The following is a 15,459-nucleotide window of genomic DNA, read 5'->3' on the forward strand; positions in this document are numbered from 1 at the left end:
CGACTAATTAATTCGTGTATCTTTGCGCAAAACTTTTTCAATGATCCGATTTTCCGAGAACCACTCGTTAAAAGCTCACAATACATTTGGCGTAGATGCTAAAGCCAAATACTTTTTTGAATGTACCGATCCGGTTGATCTGCAGGTTTTTTTTACTGAAAATAAAAGCTGGAGAGAGGAGAGGTTAATAGTTTTGGGTGAGGGCAGCAATATTTTATTTCTGAATGATTTCGATGGGCTGATTATTCATCCAAATGTTCCGGGAATAAAAACGGTGAATGAAGACCGCAATAATTACTGGATTGAAGTTGGTGCAGGCGAAATCTGGGATGAGTTTGTGGAATTTTGTGTGAATTATAATCTCGGCGGGATAGAAAACCTTTCGCTAATTCCGGGAACGGTTGGTGCCGCGCCGGTTCAAAATATTGGAGCCTACGGGCAGGAAGTTTGTAACGTTGTTGAGAAGGTAAAAGGCTATGATATTGAAAAACAGCAACTCAGCGAATACAAGGTTGATGAATGTCGTTTTGCTTACCGCGACAGTATTTTTAAAAGCTACCTGAAAAATAAATTCATTATTACTTCGGTGATATTTCGCCTGGAGAAATTTCCCGAATTCAATTTAAAATACGGTCAGCTGGAACAAAAGGTGAATGAAAAAGGCGCTCCAACTTTGCAGACGATTCGTGATGCTGTCATTGAAATTCGCTCCTCAAAATTACCCGATGTTAATAAGCTGGGGAATGCCGGAAGCTTTTTTAAAAATCCGGTGGTAGATGCAGAGATAGCCGAGAAACTAAAGCAATCCTTTGATACAGTTCCGGTATACGTGGCACCAAATGGAAAAGTAAAATTGGCCGCCGGTTGGTTGATCGATCAGGCTGGTTGGAAAGGTGTCCGCAAAGGAGCAGTTGGCGTACATGAAGATCAGGCGCTTGTTCTTGTGAATTATGGCGGTGCTACCGGAAAAGAAATATTCGATTTCTCCGAAAAAATCAAACAGAGTGTTCTTGAAAAGTTCGGTGTTGAGCTGATTCGTGAAGTGAACTGTATATAGGGCACCTCATCAATATCTATTCTCATCATCCTGAACTTGTTCCAGGTTCTCTTAACGATGCAACTCAAAGGAACGAAGATTCTAGATCTGAATAACGCCCCGATCATTCCAGTGAAAGCGGGAATCTTATTCTGATTGCAGGTTTAAATGTTCTCGTCCGGGAAAGAAATTACTATTTATAAATCTTGTTTTTATCGAGCGCTGCACGATATTTAGCAGCATTACGATTGTGTTGTGTCAGGGTAGCCGCAAAATTATGGTACCCCGAAAAATCTTCTTTGGCACACATGTAAATAAAATTGTTATCCTCGTGATGTAATACAGCGTCGATGGCAGAAATGGAAGGAAAGGAAATTGGTCCCGGTGGTAAACCTGCATATTTATAAGTGTTGTATGGCGAATCAATTTCGAGGTGCTTGTTTAATACCCGTTTTATCCCAAAGTCGCCCAGGGCATATTTTACCGTAGGATCGGCTTGCAACAAAATTCCACGATTTAAACGGTTGATGTACAGTCCGGCTACACGCGGCATTTCATCACGTTTTGCAGTTTCCTGTTCCACAATCGATGCCAGTGTGGTTACTTCTGCCGGGGAAAGATTCATCGCTTCAGCCTTTTCTTTTCGTTCAACGTTCCAAAATCGATAGTATTCCTCGTTCATGCGTTCGGCAAATTCATGCGCCTCGGTTGTCCAGTACATCTCGTAGGTATTTGGGATGAACATGCTGCGAAAGGTTTCGCTGTTAAATCCCCATTCTTCAATCTGATCAGTATCAGAAAACAATTTGATAATAGACGTTGAATCGGCCCAAATGTACTTGCTTACTTTCCCGGCCAGATCTTCTTTTAATCGTACGTTGTTAAAAACCACATCCACCGGATCCTGTGCCCGGCTGCGTAATTTGTTCACCAGTGCGTTGGTGGTCATATCTTTTTGTAGCTCATAGCGACCGGGCTTTATTTTATGTCGGAAATTTTTCTTTTTCGACACCCATCGAAAAGCTTTGTAGTTGTCCAGAACTTCGTCTTCCTGAAGCTGCTGAACCAGTTGATCGTAGGTTGTGCTGTCTTTGATCAAAAGCACATAATCCATACGCACATTGGCATCAAAAACATAATGATACAGTTGGTAGGCGCGCGCACCAACTATTATAAAGGCAATTGCAAATACAATGATGATAAGTCTTCCTAAACGCGGAAATGTCATGGCTTTGCTTTTTTGTTCAATCGACATAAAAACGAAATATTAATGGATAGCAAAGATAAAATTCTTTCCTGAACGATGCACAATCAACATTTCAGCTTCCTAACATTTCCTTAACTCAAAATCTAAATAAGTGGCTAAGCGCGGGAGTGCGGCTGTATTAAACCTAAAATCACTATTTTTGGGCGTAATTCTGAAAATCAAAAAAATCATGCTACAAGTAAAACTTGCAAAAGATATTTATTACCTGGGTTTTAACGACCGCAGAACCCATTTATTCGAAAACATTTGGCCGATTCCTCACGGAGTTTCGTACAACAGCTACCTGATTGTTGACGAGAAAATTGCACTTATCGATACGGTAGAACGTGCATTTATTGATGATTATCTCGATTCGATTGAGGAAATTATCGGCGACCGCGATGTGGATTATTTGATCATCAACCACATGGAACCGGACCACTCAGGTGCCTTGAAGGCCATTGTTCACCGATATCCGAACATCACACTTGTAGGAAATAAAAAGACTTTTGGTTTTGTTGAAGCCTATTACATGAATCCCACCAACACGCTGATGGTTCATGATGATCATGTGCTGGATCTTGGAAAACACAAATTGCAGTTCCAGATGATTCCAATGGTGCACTGGCCCGAAACCATGGTGACATACGAGGAAACCAATAAAATTCTGTTTTCGGGCGATGCATTTGGTAGTTATGGTACGCTCGACGGTGGTATTTTTGACGACGAGATCAACCTCGATTTTTATGAGGTGGAAGTGATGCGTTACTTTACAAACATTGTGGGTAAGTATTGTCCGCACACGCAGCGGGCCATTAAAAAGCTGGCTCCACTCGATATTAAAATGATCGCTGCAACCCATGGCCCGGTTTGGCGCACCGACCTTGACTGGATCCTGACTCGTTACAACAAATGGAGTTCGTATGATCTGGATTGCGGAGTGGTGATTGTTTACGGTTCGATGTATGGTAACACCAAAAAAATGGCTGAAACCATTGCCCGCCAGATCGCGGTTCGCGGCATCAAAAATATCAGGGTTTACGATGCTTCTAAAACACATTCATCATACATCATCAACGATATTTTTAAATACAAGGGATTCATTGTGGGAAGTGCGGCCTACAATAATGCCATGTTCCCTAATGTGGAAACTTTGCTGACGACTGTGGAACACATGGCGCCTAAAAATCACTACCTCGGTATATTTGGGAATTACTCGTGGAATGGTGGCGGAGTGAAAAACCTGAAAACATTTGCCGAAAAAATTAAGTGGGAGATGGTTGGTGAACCTATAGAGGAAAAAGGCAACATGAAAGCCGGTACCAGTGAAGAACTGATAAAACTGGCAAATACCATGGCCGATAAATTGTTGGCCGACAAAGAAGCAAAGTAAAAGTTCACTTAATGAATTAGTAAGAAAGCCATCCGTCAGCTGACGAATGGCTTTCTTTTGTGTAATGCTTGTCATTAAGATTACATTGATCACTATAAAGGTAGTTTTATTAATTCTTCTGCTTTTTTGAGGTTCACAGCGTCAAAAGCCAGTTCTTCAGTTGCTACTGTGTAACCGGTAATTTCTTTGAATCGATCCAGATCGTCGGCTGCTCCTGAAACATTACCCAATTCGTGTCTGCACATAGCTCTCAGGTAATAAAGGCTTTCATGTTTTGGCATGTAGTTGATGGCCTTGGTAAAGTAACGTTCGGCTTTTTTGATTTTATGGTCAGCTATCATCAGTTTACAGGCCTTGTTAAAATTCAGTTTTGCTTTGTGCTGAAATTCTTTAACAACAGTAGCATCTGATTTATTAAGAGCAAACGCTAAGGTAACCTCCTGGGTCATGGAAGCAGGCTGTCCGTTTTTCAGGCCCGGTTGCCACATTCCTTTGGTCGATTGTAACACACGAACCATTTCAGCGTCAATAGCCGGACATACAGTATTCAATATTCGAATGTCTTTAATCGCTCCAGCTTCGGTAACTGTAAATTTTACCACTTCTGTTCCTTCGATATTACACCTTACTGCTTCCCTCGGATACTTGATGTTTTGTTTCAGGTATTTTTTAACAAGATCAAAATTACCATTGGTCTCGATGTAGTTCGTAATACCGGTAAATTGTGGAGGAGAAATTTCAACACCTTCAAGGTCTTTTGTAATCGATGACGTTTCTTCCTGAGCTGCTCCGACTAACGTCAACATAATGGCAATGAGCATAACTAAAATTGTTTTCATGACTTAATACTTTAGTTGAACTTTGATTTAATTGTTTCTAAAAAAACTAATTCAAATTTCCGGCTTTCTTTGTTTCCACTCAAACTTTTTTTGACGGGGCAGCCTATTTAATCGACGAACGGTAAAAATTATTAGCCGAGACGTATTTCTATTATTTTCAGACTTGTATGATGTTAATTGGTGTTGTTTATGCCTGTTTGAAAGGCATTCATCCTCTGTTTTATGCTGTCTGTCTGATAATGGTGCAGGTTCCTGAAAGGGTGAATAAATATAGCACAAATAAATTATGATTTACAGGAAACTTGAGAGGAAACATAAACAAGAGCCACCGGAAAAAATCCGATGGCTCCTGTTCAAAAATGTAAACTATGGGTTTTGTTTTTTATTTATTCCGATTGGCAAATGCCTCAACTCCTTTAAATTCTTTAGCATCAAGTGCCAACTCCTCAGGTGGCGTAGTAAAACCGGTGATATTACTGTAACGATTCCAATCCTCCAATGCTCCTTCAACATTTCCCCGATCATAGCGACAGATACCTCTGAGGTAAAGTGTAGAGGAATCATTAGGCTTGTAAGTCAACACTTGGTCGAAAAGTCTTTCAGCTTTTTTGATTTTGTGATCAACGAACATGCATGCAGTCGCTTTATTAAAGTGGGTTTTGGCGTGCTCATTAAAATATTTAAGCGTGGCTTCATTATCTTTCTGGAGTGAAAAGCAAAGTGAAACTGTTGGATAACACATGCCGTTGGACCCATCTCTGACAGCGGGTTTCCACATACCACTTGTTGAATACAAAGCTTGGATGATTTCTTCATCAATATCAGGGCAGACACTATTCACGATTTTTATGTTCCCCACCTTTCCTTTTTCATCTACGGTAAATTTAACAACTTCAATCCCCTGTGCCCGGCATTCTATGGCTTCCTCGGGATAATTGATGTAATTGCTTAAATAATTTTCTAACAGATCGCCATCCTGAGCATTAAGGTTGTACCCGGGGCCCATAAACTGAGCAGGTATAAAATCCAAAGTTTCAATATCAATACTTTTGTTAATCTTTTCCTGTGCTGTCAATGCGAGGGACAATCCAATCGCAATGAGCAATGTTAGCATTGTTTTCATGACTTTTAGTTTAAATTGTTAATACATGGCAACGCAACTTCATAGTTATGGAGGCCACAAAAATTGGAATCAAATTACGACGAAAACCAAAGCAAGACATAGCAATCATGTTGCGCTGTCTTGCAACTATGTTGAAAGTATTACAATTATGTGTCAGTGGGTGATGTTTTGCCAAAATTTCAGCGATTGAATGCCATTCTTATGCCTTCTATTACCATTCCATTTCCCATAATAGCCAGGATCAAACCCATGATTTTTCCGATAACGGTAATCAGGTTATTTCCGATTTTTTTGAGGATGTATTCACTCAATGAGAATGCGAGGTAGGTAAGGTAGACCATGAGTGCAAAAATAACGACCACAATACCCACTTTCAGGTAGCCGGCGTTGGTAACATGATTCATGGCAGTTACAATGGTTCCGGGGCCTGCTAATATTGGAATAGCCAAGGGAGAAATTGCAATGCCTTCAGTGTCTTCGTTCATTTTATGGCCATGGATGCTCGATTTTTTCGACATCAGCATTTCAAAGCCTACATAAAATATGAGGATGCCGCCGGTAATCTTAAAAGCCGGTATGGTAATTCCGAACAATTCAAAAATATACTTTCCGAGTACAACGAAAACAGTAACGATTATAAAAGCTATTAGCGTCGCTTTCTTTGCAATTTGCTTTTTAACGGCATCGCTTTGATCGCCGGCCAGACCCAGAAAAATAGGCGTATTGGCGATCGGGTTCATAATGGCAAAGAAACCTGTGAAAACAGACAGCGAAAAGGTGAAAAGATTTTCATTCATGAAATAAAGCTTTGAATGATATGCGAATTTATAAAAATTAAAGGAACATTTTTTTTCGTAGTGCTGATTTTCCAAATCGATTGTCAGAAGTTACCCTTTTTCAAATTATCTTAAAACAGCTTTTATCCGCCTTAATAAAATTGGCAGAAAAACTGCCGATGTGGAATTTTTGTTACATTTAATCGTTCAAATCAAAAAAAATAAACCAGATGAATCTTTCGCGACGTAATTTCCTTTTTAAATCTTCAGCCGGTGCGGCTGCCCTGGCAAGTATCCCGGCCATTGTTTCAAGTTGTATTGCAAATGAAGATAAATCTGCATCAACCGCTGTCTTTGAAAAAGGCGGTATTGTTCTTTTTCAGGGGGACTCGATCACCGATGCCGGCCGCGAAAAAACAAAAGAGTTACCCAACAACGGATCGTCGTTTGGCGGAGGATATGCTTTTTTGGCGGCTTCGCATTTGCTGAATACCATGCCCGAAAAAGAGCTGTTGATCTATAACCGAGGAATTAGTGGAAACAAAGTCTACCAGTTGGCCAGTCGCTGGGACAAAGATTGTTTGGATTTAAAACCTGATGTGCTGAGCATTTTGATCGGGGTAAACGATTACTGGCATAAACGAAACGGTAATTACGACGGCACCGTTGAGATTTATGAAAACGACTACATGAAATTATTGGAGCGCACAAAAAAAGCTTTGCCGGATATTAAACTGGTGCTCTGCGAACCATTTTATGTACTTGAAACAAAATCGGTTGATGAGAGTTGGGTAGAACCCATGAAACAATATCAGGCAGCAGCCAAACGCGTTTCAGAGGCATTTGAGACGATGTGGGTACCGTATCAAAGTATTTTCGACGAAGCAATAAATCATGCTCCCGGAGTTTACTGGACAAATGATGGAGTTCATCCTTCGATGGCCGGTGCACAACTGATGTCGGAAGCGTGGTTGAAAGTTGTACTCTGATTACAGCAGCTGTTTCAAAAAAAAGAACTTCATTTATCAAATTCTAAATATTCACCCGGCGAATCAAAATTACCGGGTGAAATATAAATTTGTGTTTTATTAATAAAATCCTATTTCGAATAGGTTAGAGTTCCGGTAAACCTCAAATCTCCAACCATATCTGGTGTTACTGTGTAGTAGTACGTCCCACTTCCTGTTACACCTTCAAATTTTCCTGTTCCTTCAGTTATAACATACTCGCCTGAACCCATGAAAGGATTGTCCGGAGGATTGGGTTCCGATATTCCTTCGAAATAACCAATCAGTTGGTCGCCGGTACCTTTTTTCTCAAATACCATATCTCCTGTTTGAACCCATGGTGGCACTGTATTAGCGTAAACTAATGATAATGAATTCCATGAACTTAGTCCTAAATGGGTAGCATTTCCTTCACTGGGAATATTTGCAGTAAGTACTCCACCCTCATCATTAATAATTTCGGGATAGGTAGTATATTGCCCTGTAAAAGGAACAATTCTTTCAGTTTTCGCCTTTTTCAGCAAAAGAGCATCGTCATCCTGAACAGGAACGAGGTTGTCCTGACAGGAAGAAAAAATAAGCATAAAAGCTGTTGCGAATAACAGCATTAATCTTGAAGTTTTCATAATTCATAATTTTAAGTGTTATACATTTAAAAATCAGGATTGTGTTGTAAAATTTCATCCAACAGGGTAGCCAATCCCAGTTGCTTTATCAATTCTATTTGATCGGTAATAAACCAGTGATCTACGATCTTATTTTTTTCTATTCGATATCCTGTGGCAAAAACAGTATTTACATTCTTGTGAGTTGGAGCAATCCCTTCAACTTCTCCCGTATGTTTGCCAATAAGTTTTGCTCTCACAATTACACGGTCCTGTTCTGTTGTAATTTCTTCGGGTATCAATCTGAATTTTGGGAAAAGTTGTTCAAGAAATAATAGGTGAGTTGTTAGTTTTTGGTCTGAAATAAAATGTGCCAAAGAAGTCTTTGTTTTTTGAATTCCGTTAATTGCTTTGTAAAATTCAAGAATAAACTGACGATTTTTTTCACTCCCGGGCATCGTTCGATTTTTAATCAAAGTTACGGCCATAACAAAGGCAGGAGTTAGCCGATTTGTTCCAAATACTTGACTGTGTGTTGCATGACTAACTTAGGAGTTAGAAAAATGGCTGAAGACTTTAAGAATTATGTTAATCTAAATCTGAAGCTTTTTGAACCTCAACTTGTTCACGTGTCAGCCCCAATTGTTCAAAAAATTCCATTTCGTTGGCGATGGTCCAGAAGTCAACAATTTTTTCTTCTCTGATGGTGTAACAAAGAGCAAAAGGCACCAGTACTTCTTTTGCCGTTGCAGGGATTCCTTCTGTTGGTCCCTCGTGTTTCCCGATAAAATCAACATTCACAAACACTCGGTCACCTTCGGCTATCATATCTTTAATTATTACATCGTAACCTGGAAAAGATTTGTTTAACGAAAGAATATGATCGATCAGTTTTTGGTCGTGAATAAACCGTTGAATGGTCTGCGGTAATAATTCAGGCCGGCGGTTTTTGGCATACAACATTTCCCGGTAATATTTTTTCATGAACTGTTTGTTCTTTTCAGGTAAATTCATGATAGTGGTTTTTATTAAGCATTAAACTAATGTTCTATATTACGGTTGTGATTGTTTTAAAGTTGCCAAAACGAATTTTAAAAATACATGTGATGAAACATGATCTTGTAAATACGGGAAAGAGTTGTTTCGAGAATTATTTACAGAATCAATTCTATTCGGTTTCCGATGATTTTTGAACCTCAACTTGCTCCCGTGTCAGTCCTAATTGTTCGAAAAACTCCATTTCGTTGGCAATGGCCCAGAAATCAACAATTTTTTCTTCTCTGATTGTGTAACAAAGCGCAAAAGGAACTTTTACCGCTTTTCCGGTAGCCGGAATTCCAGCAGTAGTTCCTTTATGTGTTCCAACAAAATCAACACGTATAAATACGCGGTCGCCTTCTGCGATCATATCCTTGATTATTAGTTCGTAGCCGGGAAAAGACTTGTTAAAGGAAGTTCCGTGATCAATTAACTTTTGGGTTTTACGTACTTATTTATGGTTTCTGCTAACGTTTCAGGCCGGTGATTCTTTGCATGCATTATTTCCCGGTAAAATTTTCGCATAAACTGCTTGTTCTTTTCTGGCGTGTTCATAACCGTTGTTTTGCTATAATTTTAACTATTGTTAGTATTACGGTTTTTGTTGTTTTGAAGTTGCCTAATCTCCGAGGGTTTAATTCCGAATTGTTTGTGGAAAGCCCGGGTAAAATGACTTGGGCTGGCAAATCCGGTTTTGTAAGCCACTTCACTCACTGTCAGGTCTTCCTGGTCAAGAAATTCTTTTGCTTTGTTCAGCCTTACATACCGTATATAATGGGCCGGAGAGAATCCGATTATTGGTTTTAATCTCCGGTAGAGTTGTGTGCGGCTCAGTGCCAGGGCTCTTCCTAATTTTACAGTGTCGAATCCTTCTCTGTCAAGATGGGCCAAAATAAAAGCATTTACTTTTTTCATAAAAATTGCATCTCTCTGACTCATGGATTCAGTTGACTTTTCAAGGTTTTTAATGCTGGTGAAATGACTTTTCAAATGTCGTAATAAGCCTGTATGAAAGGGAGAATAATAAACATTGCTTTTTGATTCTGGCGCTGACATCATCTCATTTTCAATAGATTCATCACAACTAACTATCGGGATCTTAATTTGAAATTCGGTTGAATTATTTTCTGTTTCATTTAAAGTAGTGGTAAGTTTTATTCCTTCCAGAATGTGACTTTGTAAAGCTATCAGACTGGCACCGGAGTTTGTTATTTTAACGAATAAAGCTTCTTTCTGATAATAATCTTGTTCCGGTAGATCGAGTTCCACAAAAAAATCCTGGGGTGTGAATGTAATTATACGGCAGATTAACCGGGTCAGATCAGGTATTATGATTTCTGGATGATAATAAATTTCAAGGCTTTCGGCAAAAGATGACATTTGAAGTTGAATATTATTGGCTTTGGCATAGGGTTGAATGGCTTCAATCAGATTTTTCAGAAGGGGTACCAAATCTATTCTTATAGGATAGATCATAGCTCGAAAAGCTTAATAAAAGATCTGATTTATACTAAGTTACAAAAAAATGGGGTGGGAGACAATGTTAGTTGGAGGAAACGAGTTGGTCATTCTATTTTGAAGGACTATATTATAAGTTTTAATTCAGTGGTTTCAGAATTGCCCGTTTGTATAGAATCGTTTGTACCAGCCCGCGCATAAACATAAACAAGATCATTCCGAGCCACAGTGCGTGGTTACCCAATACCGGATTCAGAAAGTAATACACCGGTGCAAAAGCTGCAAAGGTGGAAATAAGTAAGGTGTTTCGCATCGCTTTCGATGCTGTTGCGCCAATGTATATCCCATCCCAGATAAATGAAGCAAAACTGGCTACCGGAACAAGAATCACCCAGGGCAAAAAGGTTTGTGCGCTTTGAAGTACTTCGGTTTGCGAGGTCAGTAATTTTAAAATAAAGTTGACTCCCGACAAATAAAAGAGTGTGAATGCCGCAGCAAGTCCAAGTCCCCAAATAAAAAGTAACTTGACTACTTTGTGCAGTTTTGGAATCTTACGCGCTCCAATGTATTTACCAACCAGCGCTTCACCGGCGAAAGCAAATCCATCGATAAAAAACGAAAAGAACATCAGGAACTGAATAAGCAGAGAGTTAACGGCGAGAATGGTGTCGTTAATGCTGGCCGATTTTGAAGTGAAAAAGGTAAAAACAAGGATGATACAAAAGGTGCGAATAAAAATATCGGTATTTACCTTAAAAAATTGTACCAGCAATTTAAGGTCTAAAATTGCTTTTCGCGAAATGGACCCGACAAGGTATCTGTATTTTTTATTGAAAAGAATTAAAGCGACGCTTAGTCCTACGTATTGCGAAATCGCAGTTCCCAGTGCCACTCCATCCGAATTCATATTCAAAACAAATACAAAAAATACGCTGAGCAGAATATTGACCACATTTACCAAAATCGCAATGATCATGGGGTAGCGGGCATTTTGCATGCCCAGGAACCATCCGCTGAATACAAACAAACTCAAAGCAGCCGGTGCTGCCCAAACACGAATGCTGAAGTAATTTCTGGCGAGCGACTCTACATCAGCACTCCCGCCAATAATTTTGAAACTCGCCCAGGCTATGGGTACCTGCAAGCTAAGTATCAAGGCACTTGCCATGGCTACAACCAGCAGCGCACGGGCAAGTATATTTGCACTTTTAGGATTGTCGTTTTCTCCGTAAGCCTGGGCCGTAAAGCCAGAAGTGCCCATGCGCAAAAAACTAAATCCCCAGTAAATAAAATTGAAAATTACACCGCCAAGAGCTATGGCACCAATGTAAACTTCCGAATCGAGGTGCCCCATCAGCGCCATGTCAACAAGGCCAAGCAGGGGAACAGTTATATTACTGACAATATTGGGTAAGGCTAATTTTAAGATTTTGCGGTTCATGAACTACTAATGAAGCCACAAAGGTAAAAGTTTTAAAAAGGTAAGTTCCTATTATTTAGTTATTCTATGAACAATAAAAGATATTGATGTGTTTTATTAGGCGTAACATTTGGATTAGTTCTAAATAGCGTTTAAATTTGTTATTCAGAAAAAAACATATTTTAATCTTTAAAAACAACTATAATAATGTCATTTGAATTAAAACAGTTAGGATATAATTACAACGCTTTAGAACCACAAATCGATGCAAGGACGATGGAAATTCATCACACCAAGCATCACGCAGCATATACTGACAAGCTTAACGTAGCAGTTGAAGGAACTGAACTTGAAGGAAAGAACTTAGAAGAGTTGCTCGCAGGAGTTTCAGGTTTATCAACTGCAGTAAGAAATAACGGAGGAGGATTTTTTAACCACAATTTATACTGGGATGTTATTGCTCCGGGTGGTTCAACAACTCCCGAAGGAGTTTTGCTCGATGCAATAAATGACTCTTTCGAATCATTAGAAAACTTTCAGGAAGCCTTCACCAAGGCAGCTTTGACTCGCTTTGGGTCGGGTTGGGCATGGTTGGTTCTTCAAAATAATAAACTGGTGGTTTCGTCCACGCCCAATCAGGATAATCCGCTGATGGATGTGGCAGAAGTTAAGGGAACGCCCATTCTGGGAATTGATGTATGGGAACATGCATATTACCTTAACTACCAAAACAGACGTCCGGATTATGTGAATGCATTCTGGAATCTCATCAACTGGGATGAAGTCGCCAGGCGGTTTAAAGGTTAGTTGATTTTTGGTTTTTTCCCCGGAGCAGAGGCTCCGGGGTTTTTATTTTAAAAAAAAGCTACTTTACTTTTCCTCTCCATCCCCGAAAACGATTTATTAAATTCCGATTTTATACATTTCAATGTCGATGCCTGAATTCCTTCGGCAAATACACGAATAATTTTTACGAGTATTCCGTCAAGCAGGATATCGCCATGAACGGCGTCGACCAGGCCACAGTTACCATTGTTTTTTATCCGTTGCATAGTGAGTTCAAACTGCTGGTTGCTAAACTGTGTATCGCAGAAGATATATCCCTTATTATTTTCCAGATCATCGAAATAGATGCCGGGTTCGATTTCACGCATTTCAAAAAATTTCTGCACCCTCGAAAGTGACTTTCCTTCGATTTGGATTTTTGGAAAGAATTCCATGCCAACCTCTTTTAAACAGTTTTGAAGATAGGCCAGCCGTTCGTAGTTAGGAAAGTGCTTCAGGCGAATCGCCGGATATTGTTTTCCGTTGTACTCGAGATAGGCACTGGCAAAACTGATATCGTCTTCCAAACAATCGGAAACCTGATTTACCAAGGAAAGAATTTCTTCCAAATAATAAAACCTGGTTGTGAGAAGGAAAATGGAGTTCGGCTTCGAAACCTGGGGCACTTGTCCGTAATAATGTGCATACGGATGTGTAGCTTCCAGAACAGTGTTATTGGGTAGTCCAATTTGATCCAAAGACATTAATTGCTCCTTTTTGTAGATGGATCCCGAAACTTTAACGATTTTTTTCATGGCGGTTTATTTAACGATATTGATTTTTTAGAAAAACGCAGTCAATTATGTGTAAGTTACAGAAGATTCGGTAAAAATGAAGACTGCTCTCCATATTTAGAAAGAAATTAAATAGTCGACAAATGTTAAAAACGCCGACATGAGATGAGTTTTGGTTATGTTATATTTAGTAATATTGGTAGTGATAATAAAAATCAATTATTTAAACATTAACCAAATTCATGTTTCAATGAAAAAAACTGCTGTAATTATTATTCTTTTATTTGTTTCTGCTTTTTCTTTTGCTCAGAATGAAGCAGAAAAAGGACTCGAGGCCATTACAATGGAATCGATTAAAGGCCAACTCGGCTTTTTAGCCTCCGATTGGACCGAAGGTCGGGCGGTTGGAACAAAAGGTGCCTATATGGCTGCTGACTACATTGCATCGCTGATGCAACTTTACGGTGTTGAACCCTTCGGTGATGTGGAATATTCGCGTCCGAGCCGACGTCAGATGATGGCGGGTGCACGACCTGAAGTGTCAAAATCTTATTACCAAAGTTTTAGTCTGTTGCAATACGAACCTGGCGAAGAACAGAAATTTTCGGTTGTCAGCAGCAGACCCGGCAGTGAGAGTGCCGTTGATTTTGTTTACCAGTCTGATTTTAGCGTAAATACCGGAACAGTTGGTCAGTCGGCTCAGGCAGGATTGGTTTTCGCCGGATATGCATTTACTGACGAAGACGAAGGTTATGATGATCTCGCAAAAATAGATTTGAATGGTAAGATAGCTGTTGTGCTTAGAGGCTATCCCGGTCACCAGGATTCCTCATCGGTAGGATTCGAGAAATTTACACCCGAAGGACGATGGGCTGTTTATCGCTTGGAACGAGACAAAATGAGTCGCCTGGCAGATGCCGGTGCCATTGCCGTTATTCAAATTATGCCTGGTGTCGATCCAAGCGGAAGCTGGTCGAAAAACCAGATTTATCCGGTTAAAGGAGCTTATTATGAGGCCGATGAACCATTGAGTTCGTATTATAACACAAGAATGGCGATGCCGGGAAAAGAACTTGGTGGTAACATACCAACTTTTACAGTAACTCCTCGTGTTGCTAATTCCATTATTTCAGGAACCGATATCGACTTCGAAGCTTTTGAAAAAGCCGTTGCCGACGACCTGAAGCCACAATCACAGGTTCTAAGTGGAAAATCTGTTGCGTTCAAAACTACCGTTAACTCTGAAATTGTTAAAGCTCGCAACGTGGTTGGAATGATAGAAGGTGAAAAGAAAGACGAGTTTATTGTTGTTGGTGGTCATTACGATCACCTGGGAAAACATGATGGTTGGATATGGAACGGTGCCGATGATAACGCATCGGGAACGGTTGGAGTACTTAGCATTGCCAAAGCATTTAAAGCTACAGGAAAGAAACCCGAACGTTCGATAATTTTTGCTGCCTGGACAGGTGAAGAGAAAGGATTGTATGGCTCGAGGTATTTTGTGCAGGAAGCCAAAGATAATGACATGAATGTGGTACTGAACCTTAATTATGACATGATTGCCAGAGATACCGAACAAGATTCTGCCAAAAATATGGCAAGAATGGTTTACACCGAGGCCAATTATAATATTGAAGAAGCCACCAAAAAATATGTTGATGAGTATGATATAAACCTCGACCTGACATATAGTCCGTCGGAAAAGCCGGGTGGGGGAAGCGACCATGCGCCATTTGCAGATGCCGATATTCCGGTGTTTTATTACATGGCAGCCATGCATCCCGATTATCATCAGCCTTCAGATGAGCTGGATAAAGTGAACTGGGATAAAATGCTGAATATCATCAAAATTGGCTTCCTGAGTACCTGGGAATTCGCCAATTCCGACGATTGGACACGTACCAAAGTAGAACCGGAAGAAGATTAAGCGACACCAATTTAAAGTTTTAAAGGCCG

At 39.9% G+C, this 15,459-nt stretch carries 16 protein-coding genes; 5 read left to right on the forward strand and 11 right to left on the reverse strand.

Annotation, left to right across the window (positions count from 1 at the left end; translation table 11 throughout):
• Positions 1 to 40: 40 nt before the first annotated feature.
• Positions 41 to 1,057 carry a UDP-N-acetylmuramate dehydrogenase gene (murB, locus tag WFY05_RS17285; protein ID WP_340114165.1) on the forward strand — a complete coding sequence of 339 codons (1,017 nt, stop codon included), beginning with the start codon at positions 41 to 43 and terminating at the stop codon, positions 1,055 to 1,057.
• A gap of 172 nt (positions 1,058 to 1,229) precedes the next feature.
• On the opposite strand, the gene mltG is transcribed toward murB, so the two are convergent.
• On the reverse strand, positions 1,230 to 2,291 hold the full coding sequence (gene mltG / locus WFY05_RS17290; RefSeq protein ID WP_340114166.1) for an endolytic transglycosylase MltG: 1,062 nt from the start codon (positions 2,289 to 2,291) through the stop codon (positions 1,230 to 1,232).
• A 181-nt stretch (positions 2,292 to 2,472) separates the two neighbouring features.
• Here mltG and WFY05_RS17295 point away from each other — a divergent pair, with 181 nt between their 5' ends.
• A complete protein-coding gene (locus tag WFY05_RS17295; RefSeq protein ID WP_340114167.1) occupies positions 2,473 to 3,675 on the forward strand; it encodes an FprA family A-type flavoprotein in 1,203 nt (400 codons plus the stop codon).
• 92 nt (positions 3,676 to 3,767) lie between these two features.
• On the opposite strand, the gene WFY05_RS17300 is transcribed toward WFY05_RS17295, so the two are convergent.
• The 3 genes from WFY05_RS17300 to WFY05_RS17310 all read right to left on the reverse strand — a co-directional run bounded on the left by WFY05_RS17300 (position 3,768) and on the right by WFY05_RS17310 (position 6,434).
• Positions 3,768 to 4,514 (reverse strand): energy transducer TonB, encoded by a 747-nt coding sequence (locus tag WFY05_RS17300; RefSeq protein ID WP_340114168.1) that lies wholly within the window; start codon positions 4,512 to 4,514, stop codon positions 3,768 to 3,770.
• 382 nt (positions 4,515 to 4,896) lie between these two features.
• The gene (locus WFY05_RS17305) at positions 4,897 to 5,637 is read right to left on the reverse strand and encodes an energy transducer TonB (protein ID WP_340114169.1); all 741 of its coding nucleotides are present in this window, start codon (positions 5,635 to 5,637) and stop codon (positions 4,897 to 4,899) included.
• Positions 5,638 to 5,816: 179 nt separating this feature from the next.
• Complete coding sequence (locus WFY05_RS17310; RefSeq protein WP_340114170.1) at positions 5,817 to 6,434, reverse strand: MarC family protein; 618 nt, start codon at positions 6,432 to 6,434, stop codon at positions 5,817 to 5,819.
• 209 nt (positions 6,435 to 6,643) lie between these two features.
• Between WFY05_RS17310 and WFY05_RS17315 the strand changes: the two genes are divergently transcribed.
• Positions 6,644 to 7,402 carry an SGNH/GDSL hydrolase family protein gene (locus tag WFY05_RS17315; RefSeq protein WP_340114171.1) on the forward strand — a complete coding sequence of 253 codons (759 nt, stop codon included), beginning with the start codon at positions 6,644 to 6,646 and terminating at the stop codon, positions 7,400 to 7,402.
• Between the two features lie 110 nt (positions 7,403 to 7,512).
• Here the strand turns inward: WFY05_RS17315 and WFY05_RS17320 are convergent, their stop codons facing one another.
• From WFY05_RS17320 to WFY05_RS17345, 6 genes are all read right to left on the reverse strand, one after another.
• Positions 7,513 to 8,046, reverse strand: a complete 534-nt coding sequence (locus WFY05_RS17320) for a hypothetical protein (protein ID WP_340114172.1) — start codon at positions 8,044 to 8,046, stop codon at positions 7,513 to 7,515.
• A 26-nt stretch (positions 8,047 to 8,072) separates the two neighbouring features.
• On the reverse strand, positions 8,073 to 8,483 hold the full coding sequence (locus WFY05_RS17325; RefSeq protein WP_340114173.1) for an ester cyclase: 411 nt from the start codon (positions 8,481 to 8,483) through the stop codon (positions 8,073 to 8,075).
• A gap of 130 nt (positions 8,484 to 8,613) precedes the next feature.
• On the reverse strand, positions 8,614 to 9,039 hold the full coding sequence (locus tag WFY05_RS17330; RefSeq protein ID WP_340114174.1) for an ester cyclase: 426 nt from the start codon (positions 9,037 to 9,039) through the stop codon (positions 8,614 to 8,616).
• Positions 9,040 to 9,193: 154 nt separating this feature from the next.
• Positions 9,194 to 9,493 (reverse strand): ester cyclase, encoded by a 300-nt coding sequence (locus WFY05_RS17335; RefSeq protein WP_340114251.1) that lies wholly within the window; start codon positions 9,491 to 9,493, stop codon positions 9,194 to 9,196.
• 146 nt (positions 9,494 to 9,639) lie between these two features.
• Positions 9,640 to 10,539, reverse strand: coding sequence for a helix-turn-helix domain-containing protein (locus tag WFY05_RS17340; RefSeq protein WP_340114175.1), 900 nt, complete (start codon positions 10,537 to 10,539; stop codon positions 9,640 to 9,642).
• Positions 10,540 to 10,660: 121 nt separating this feature from the next.
• A complete protein-coding gene (locus tag WFY05_RS17345) occupies positions 10,661 to 11,962 on the reverse strand; it encodes an MATE family efflux transporter (RefSeq protein ID WP_340114176.1) in 1,302 nt (433 codons plus the stop codon).
• 186 nt (positions 11,963 to 12,148) lie between these two features.
• Here WFY05_RS17345 and WFY05_RS17350 point away from each other — a divergent pair, with 186 nt between their 5' ends.
• Positions 12,149 to 12,748 carry a superoxide dismutase gene (locus WFY05_RS17350; protein WP_340114177.1) on the forward strand — a complete coding sequence of 200 codons (600 nt, stop codon included), beginning with the start codon at positions 12,149 to 12,151 and terminating at the stop codon, positions 12,746 to 12,748.
• 47 nt (positions 12,749 to 12,795) lie between these two features.
• Here WFY05_RS17350 and WFY05_RS17355 read toward each other — a convergent pair whose 3' ends face one another.
• Entirely contained in the window at positions 12,796 to 13,521 is a 726-nt protein-coding gene (locus tag WFY05_RS17355; RefSeq protein ID WP_340114178.1) for a hypothetical protein, read from the reverse strand.
• A 229-nt stretch (positions 13,522 to 13,750) separates the two neighbouring features.
• Here WFY05_RS17355 and WFY05_RS17360 point away from each other — a divergent pair, with 229 nt between their 5' ends.
• Positions 13,751 to 15,430 carry a M20/M25/M40 family metallo-hydrolase gene (locus WFY05_RS17360; protein ID WP_340114179.1) on the forward strand — a complete coding sequence of 560 codons (1,680 nt, stop codon included), beginning with the start codon at positions 13,751 to 13,753 and terminating at the stop codon, positions 15,428 to 15,430.
• The last annotated feature ends 29 nt before the right edge of the window (positions 15,431 to 15,459 follow it).

It is taken from the genome of Maribellus mangrovi (assembly GCF_037646455.1).
Taxonomy (GTDB): Bacteria; Bacteroidota; Bacteroidia; order Bacteroidales; family Prolixibacteraceae; genus Draconibacterium; species Draconibacterium mangrovi_A.

Bases quoted from the DNA above. Each gene is read 5' to 3' on its own strand.
- WFY05_RS17350 (WP_340114177.1), top strand. From the start codon at position 12,149: ATGTCATTTGAATTAAAACAGTTAGGATATAATTACAACGCTTTAGAA.
- WFY05_RS17330 (WP_340114174.1), bottom strand. From the start codon at position 9,039: ATGAATTTACCTGAAAAGAACAAACAGTTCATGAAAAAATATTACCGG.
- mltG (WP_340114166.1), bottom strand. From the start codon at position 2,291: ATGTCGATTGAACAAAAAAGCAAAGCCATGACATTTCCGCGTTTAGGA.
- WFY05_RS17360 (WP_340114179.1), top strand. From the start codon at position 13,751: ATGAAAAAAACTGCTGTAATTATTATTCTTTTATTTGTTTCTGCTTTT.
- WFY05_RS17315 (WP_340114171.1), top strand. From the start codon at position 6,644: ATGAATCTTTCGCGACGTAATTTCCTTTTTAAATCTTCAGCCGGTGCG.
- WFY05_RS17340 (WP_340114175.1), bottom strand. From the start codon at position 10,539: ATGATCTATCCTATAAGAATAGATTTGGTACCCCTTCTGAAAAATCTG.
- WFY05_RS17295 (WP_340114167.1), top strand. From the start codon at position 2,473: ATGCTACAAGTAAAACTTGCAAAAGATATTTATTACCTGGGTTTTAAC.
- WFY05_RS17310 (WP_340114170.1), bottom strand. From the start codon at position 6,434: ATGAATGAAAATCTTTTCACCTTTTCGCTGTCTGTTTTCACAGGTTTC.
- WFY05_RS17325 (WP_340114173.1), bottom strand. From the start codon at position 8,483: ATGCCCGGGAGTGAAAAAAATCGTCAGTTTATTCTTGAATTTTACAAA.
- WFY05_RS17345 (WP_340114176.1), bottom strand. From the start codon at position 11,962: ATGAACCGCAAAATCTTAAAATTAGCCTTACCCAATATTGTCAGTAAT.
- WFY05_RS17305 (WP_340114169.1), bottom strand. From the start codon at position 5,637: ATGAAAACAATGCTAACATTGCTCATTGCGATTGGATTGTCCCTCGCA.
- WFY05_RS17320 (WP_340114172.1), bottom strand. From the start codon at position 8,046: ATGAAAACTTCAAGATTAATGCTGTTATTCGCAACAGCTTTTATGCTT.
- WFY05_RS17355 (WP_340114178.1), bottom strand. From the start codon at position 13,521: ATGAAAAAAATCGTTAAAGTTTCGGGATCCATCTACAAAAAGGAGCAA.
- murB (WP_340114165.1), top strand. From the start codon at position 41: ATGATCCGATTTTCCGAGAACCACTCGTTAAAAGCTCACAATACATTT.
- WFY05_RS17300 (WP_340114168.1), bottom strand. From the start codon at position 4,514: ATGAAAACAATTTTAGTTATGCTCATTGCCATTATGTTGACGTTAGTC.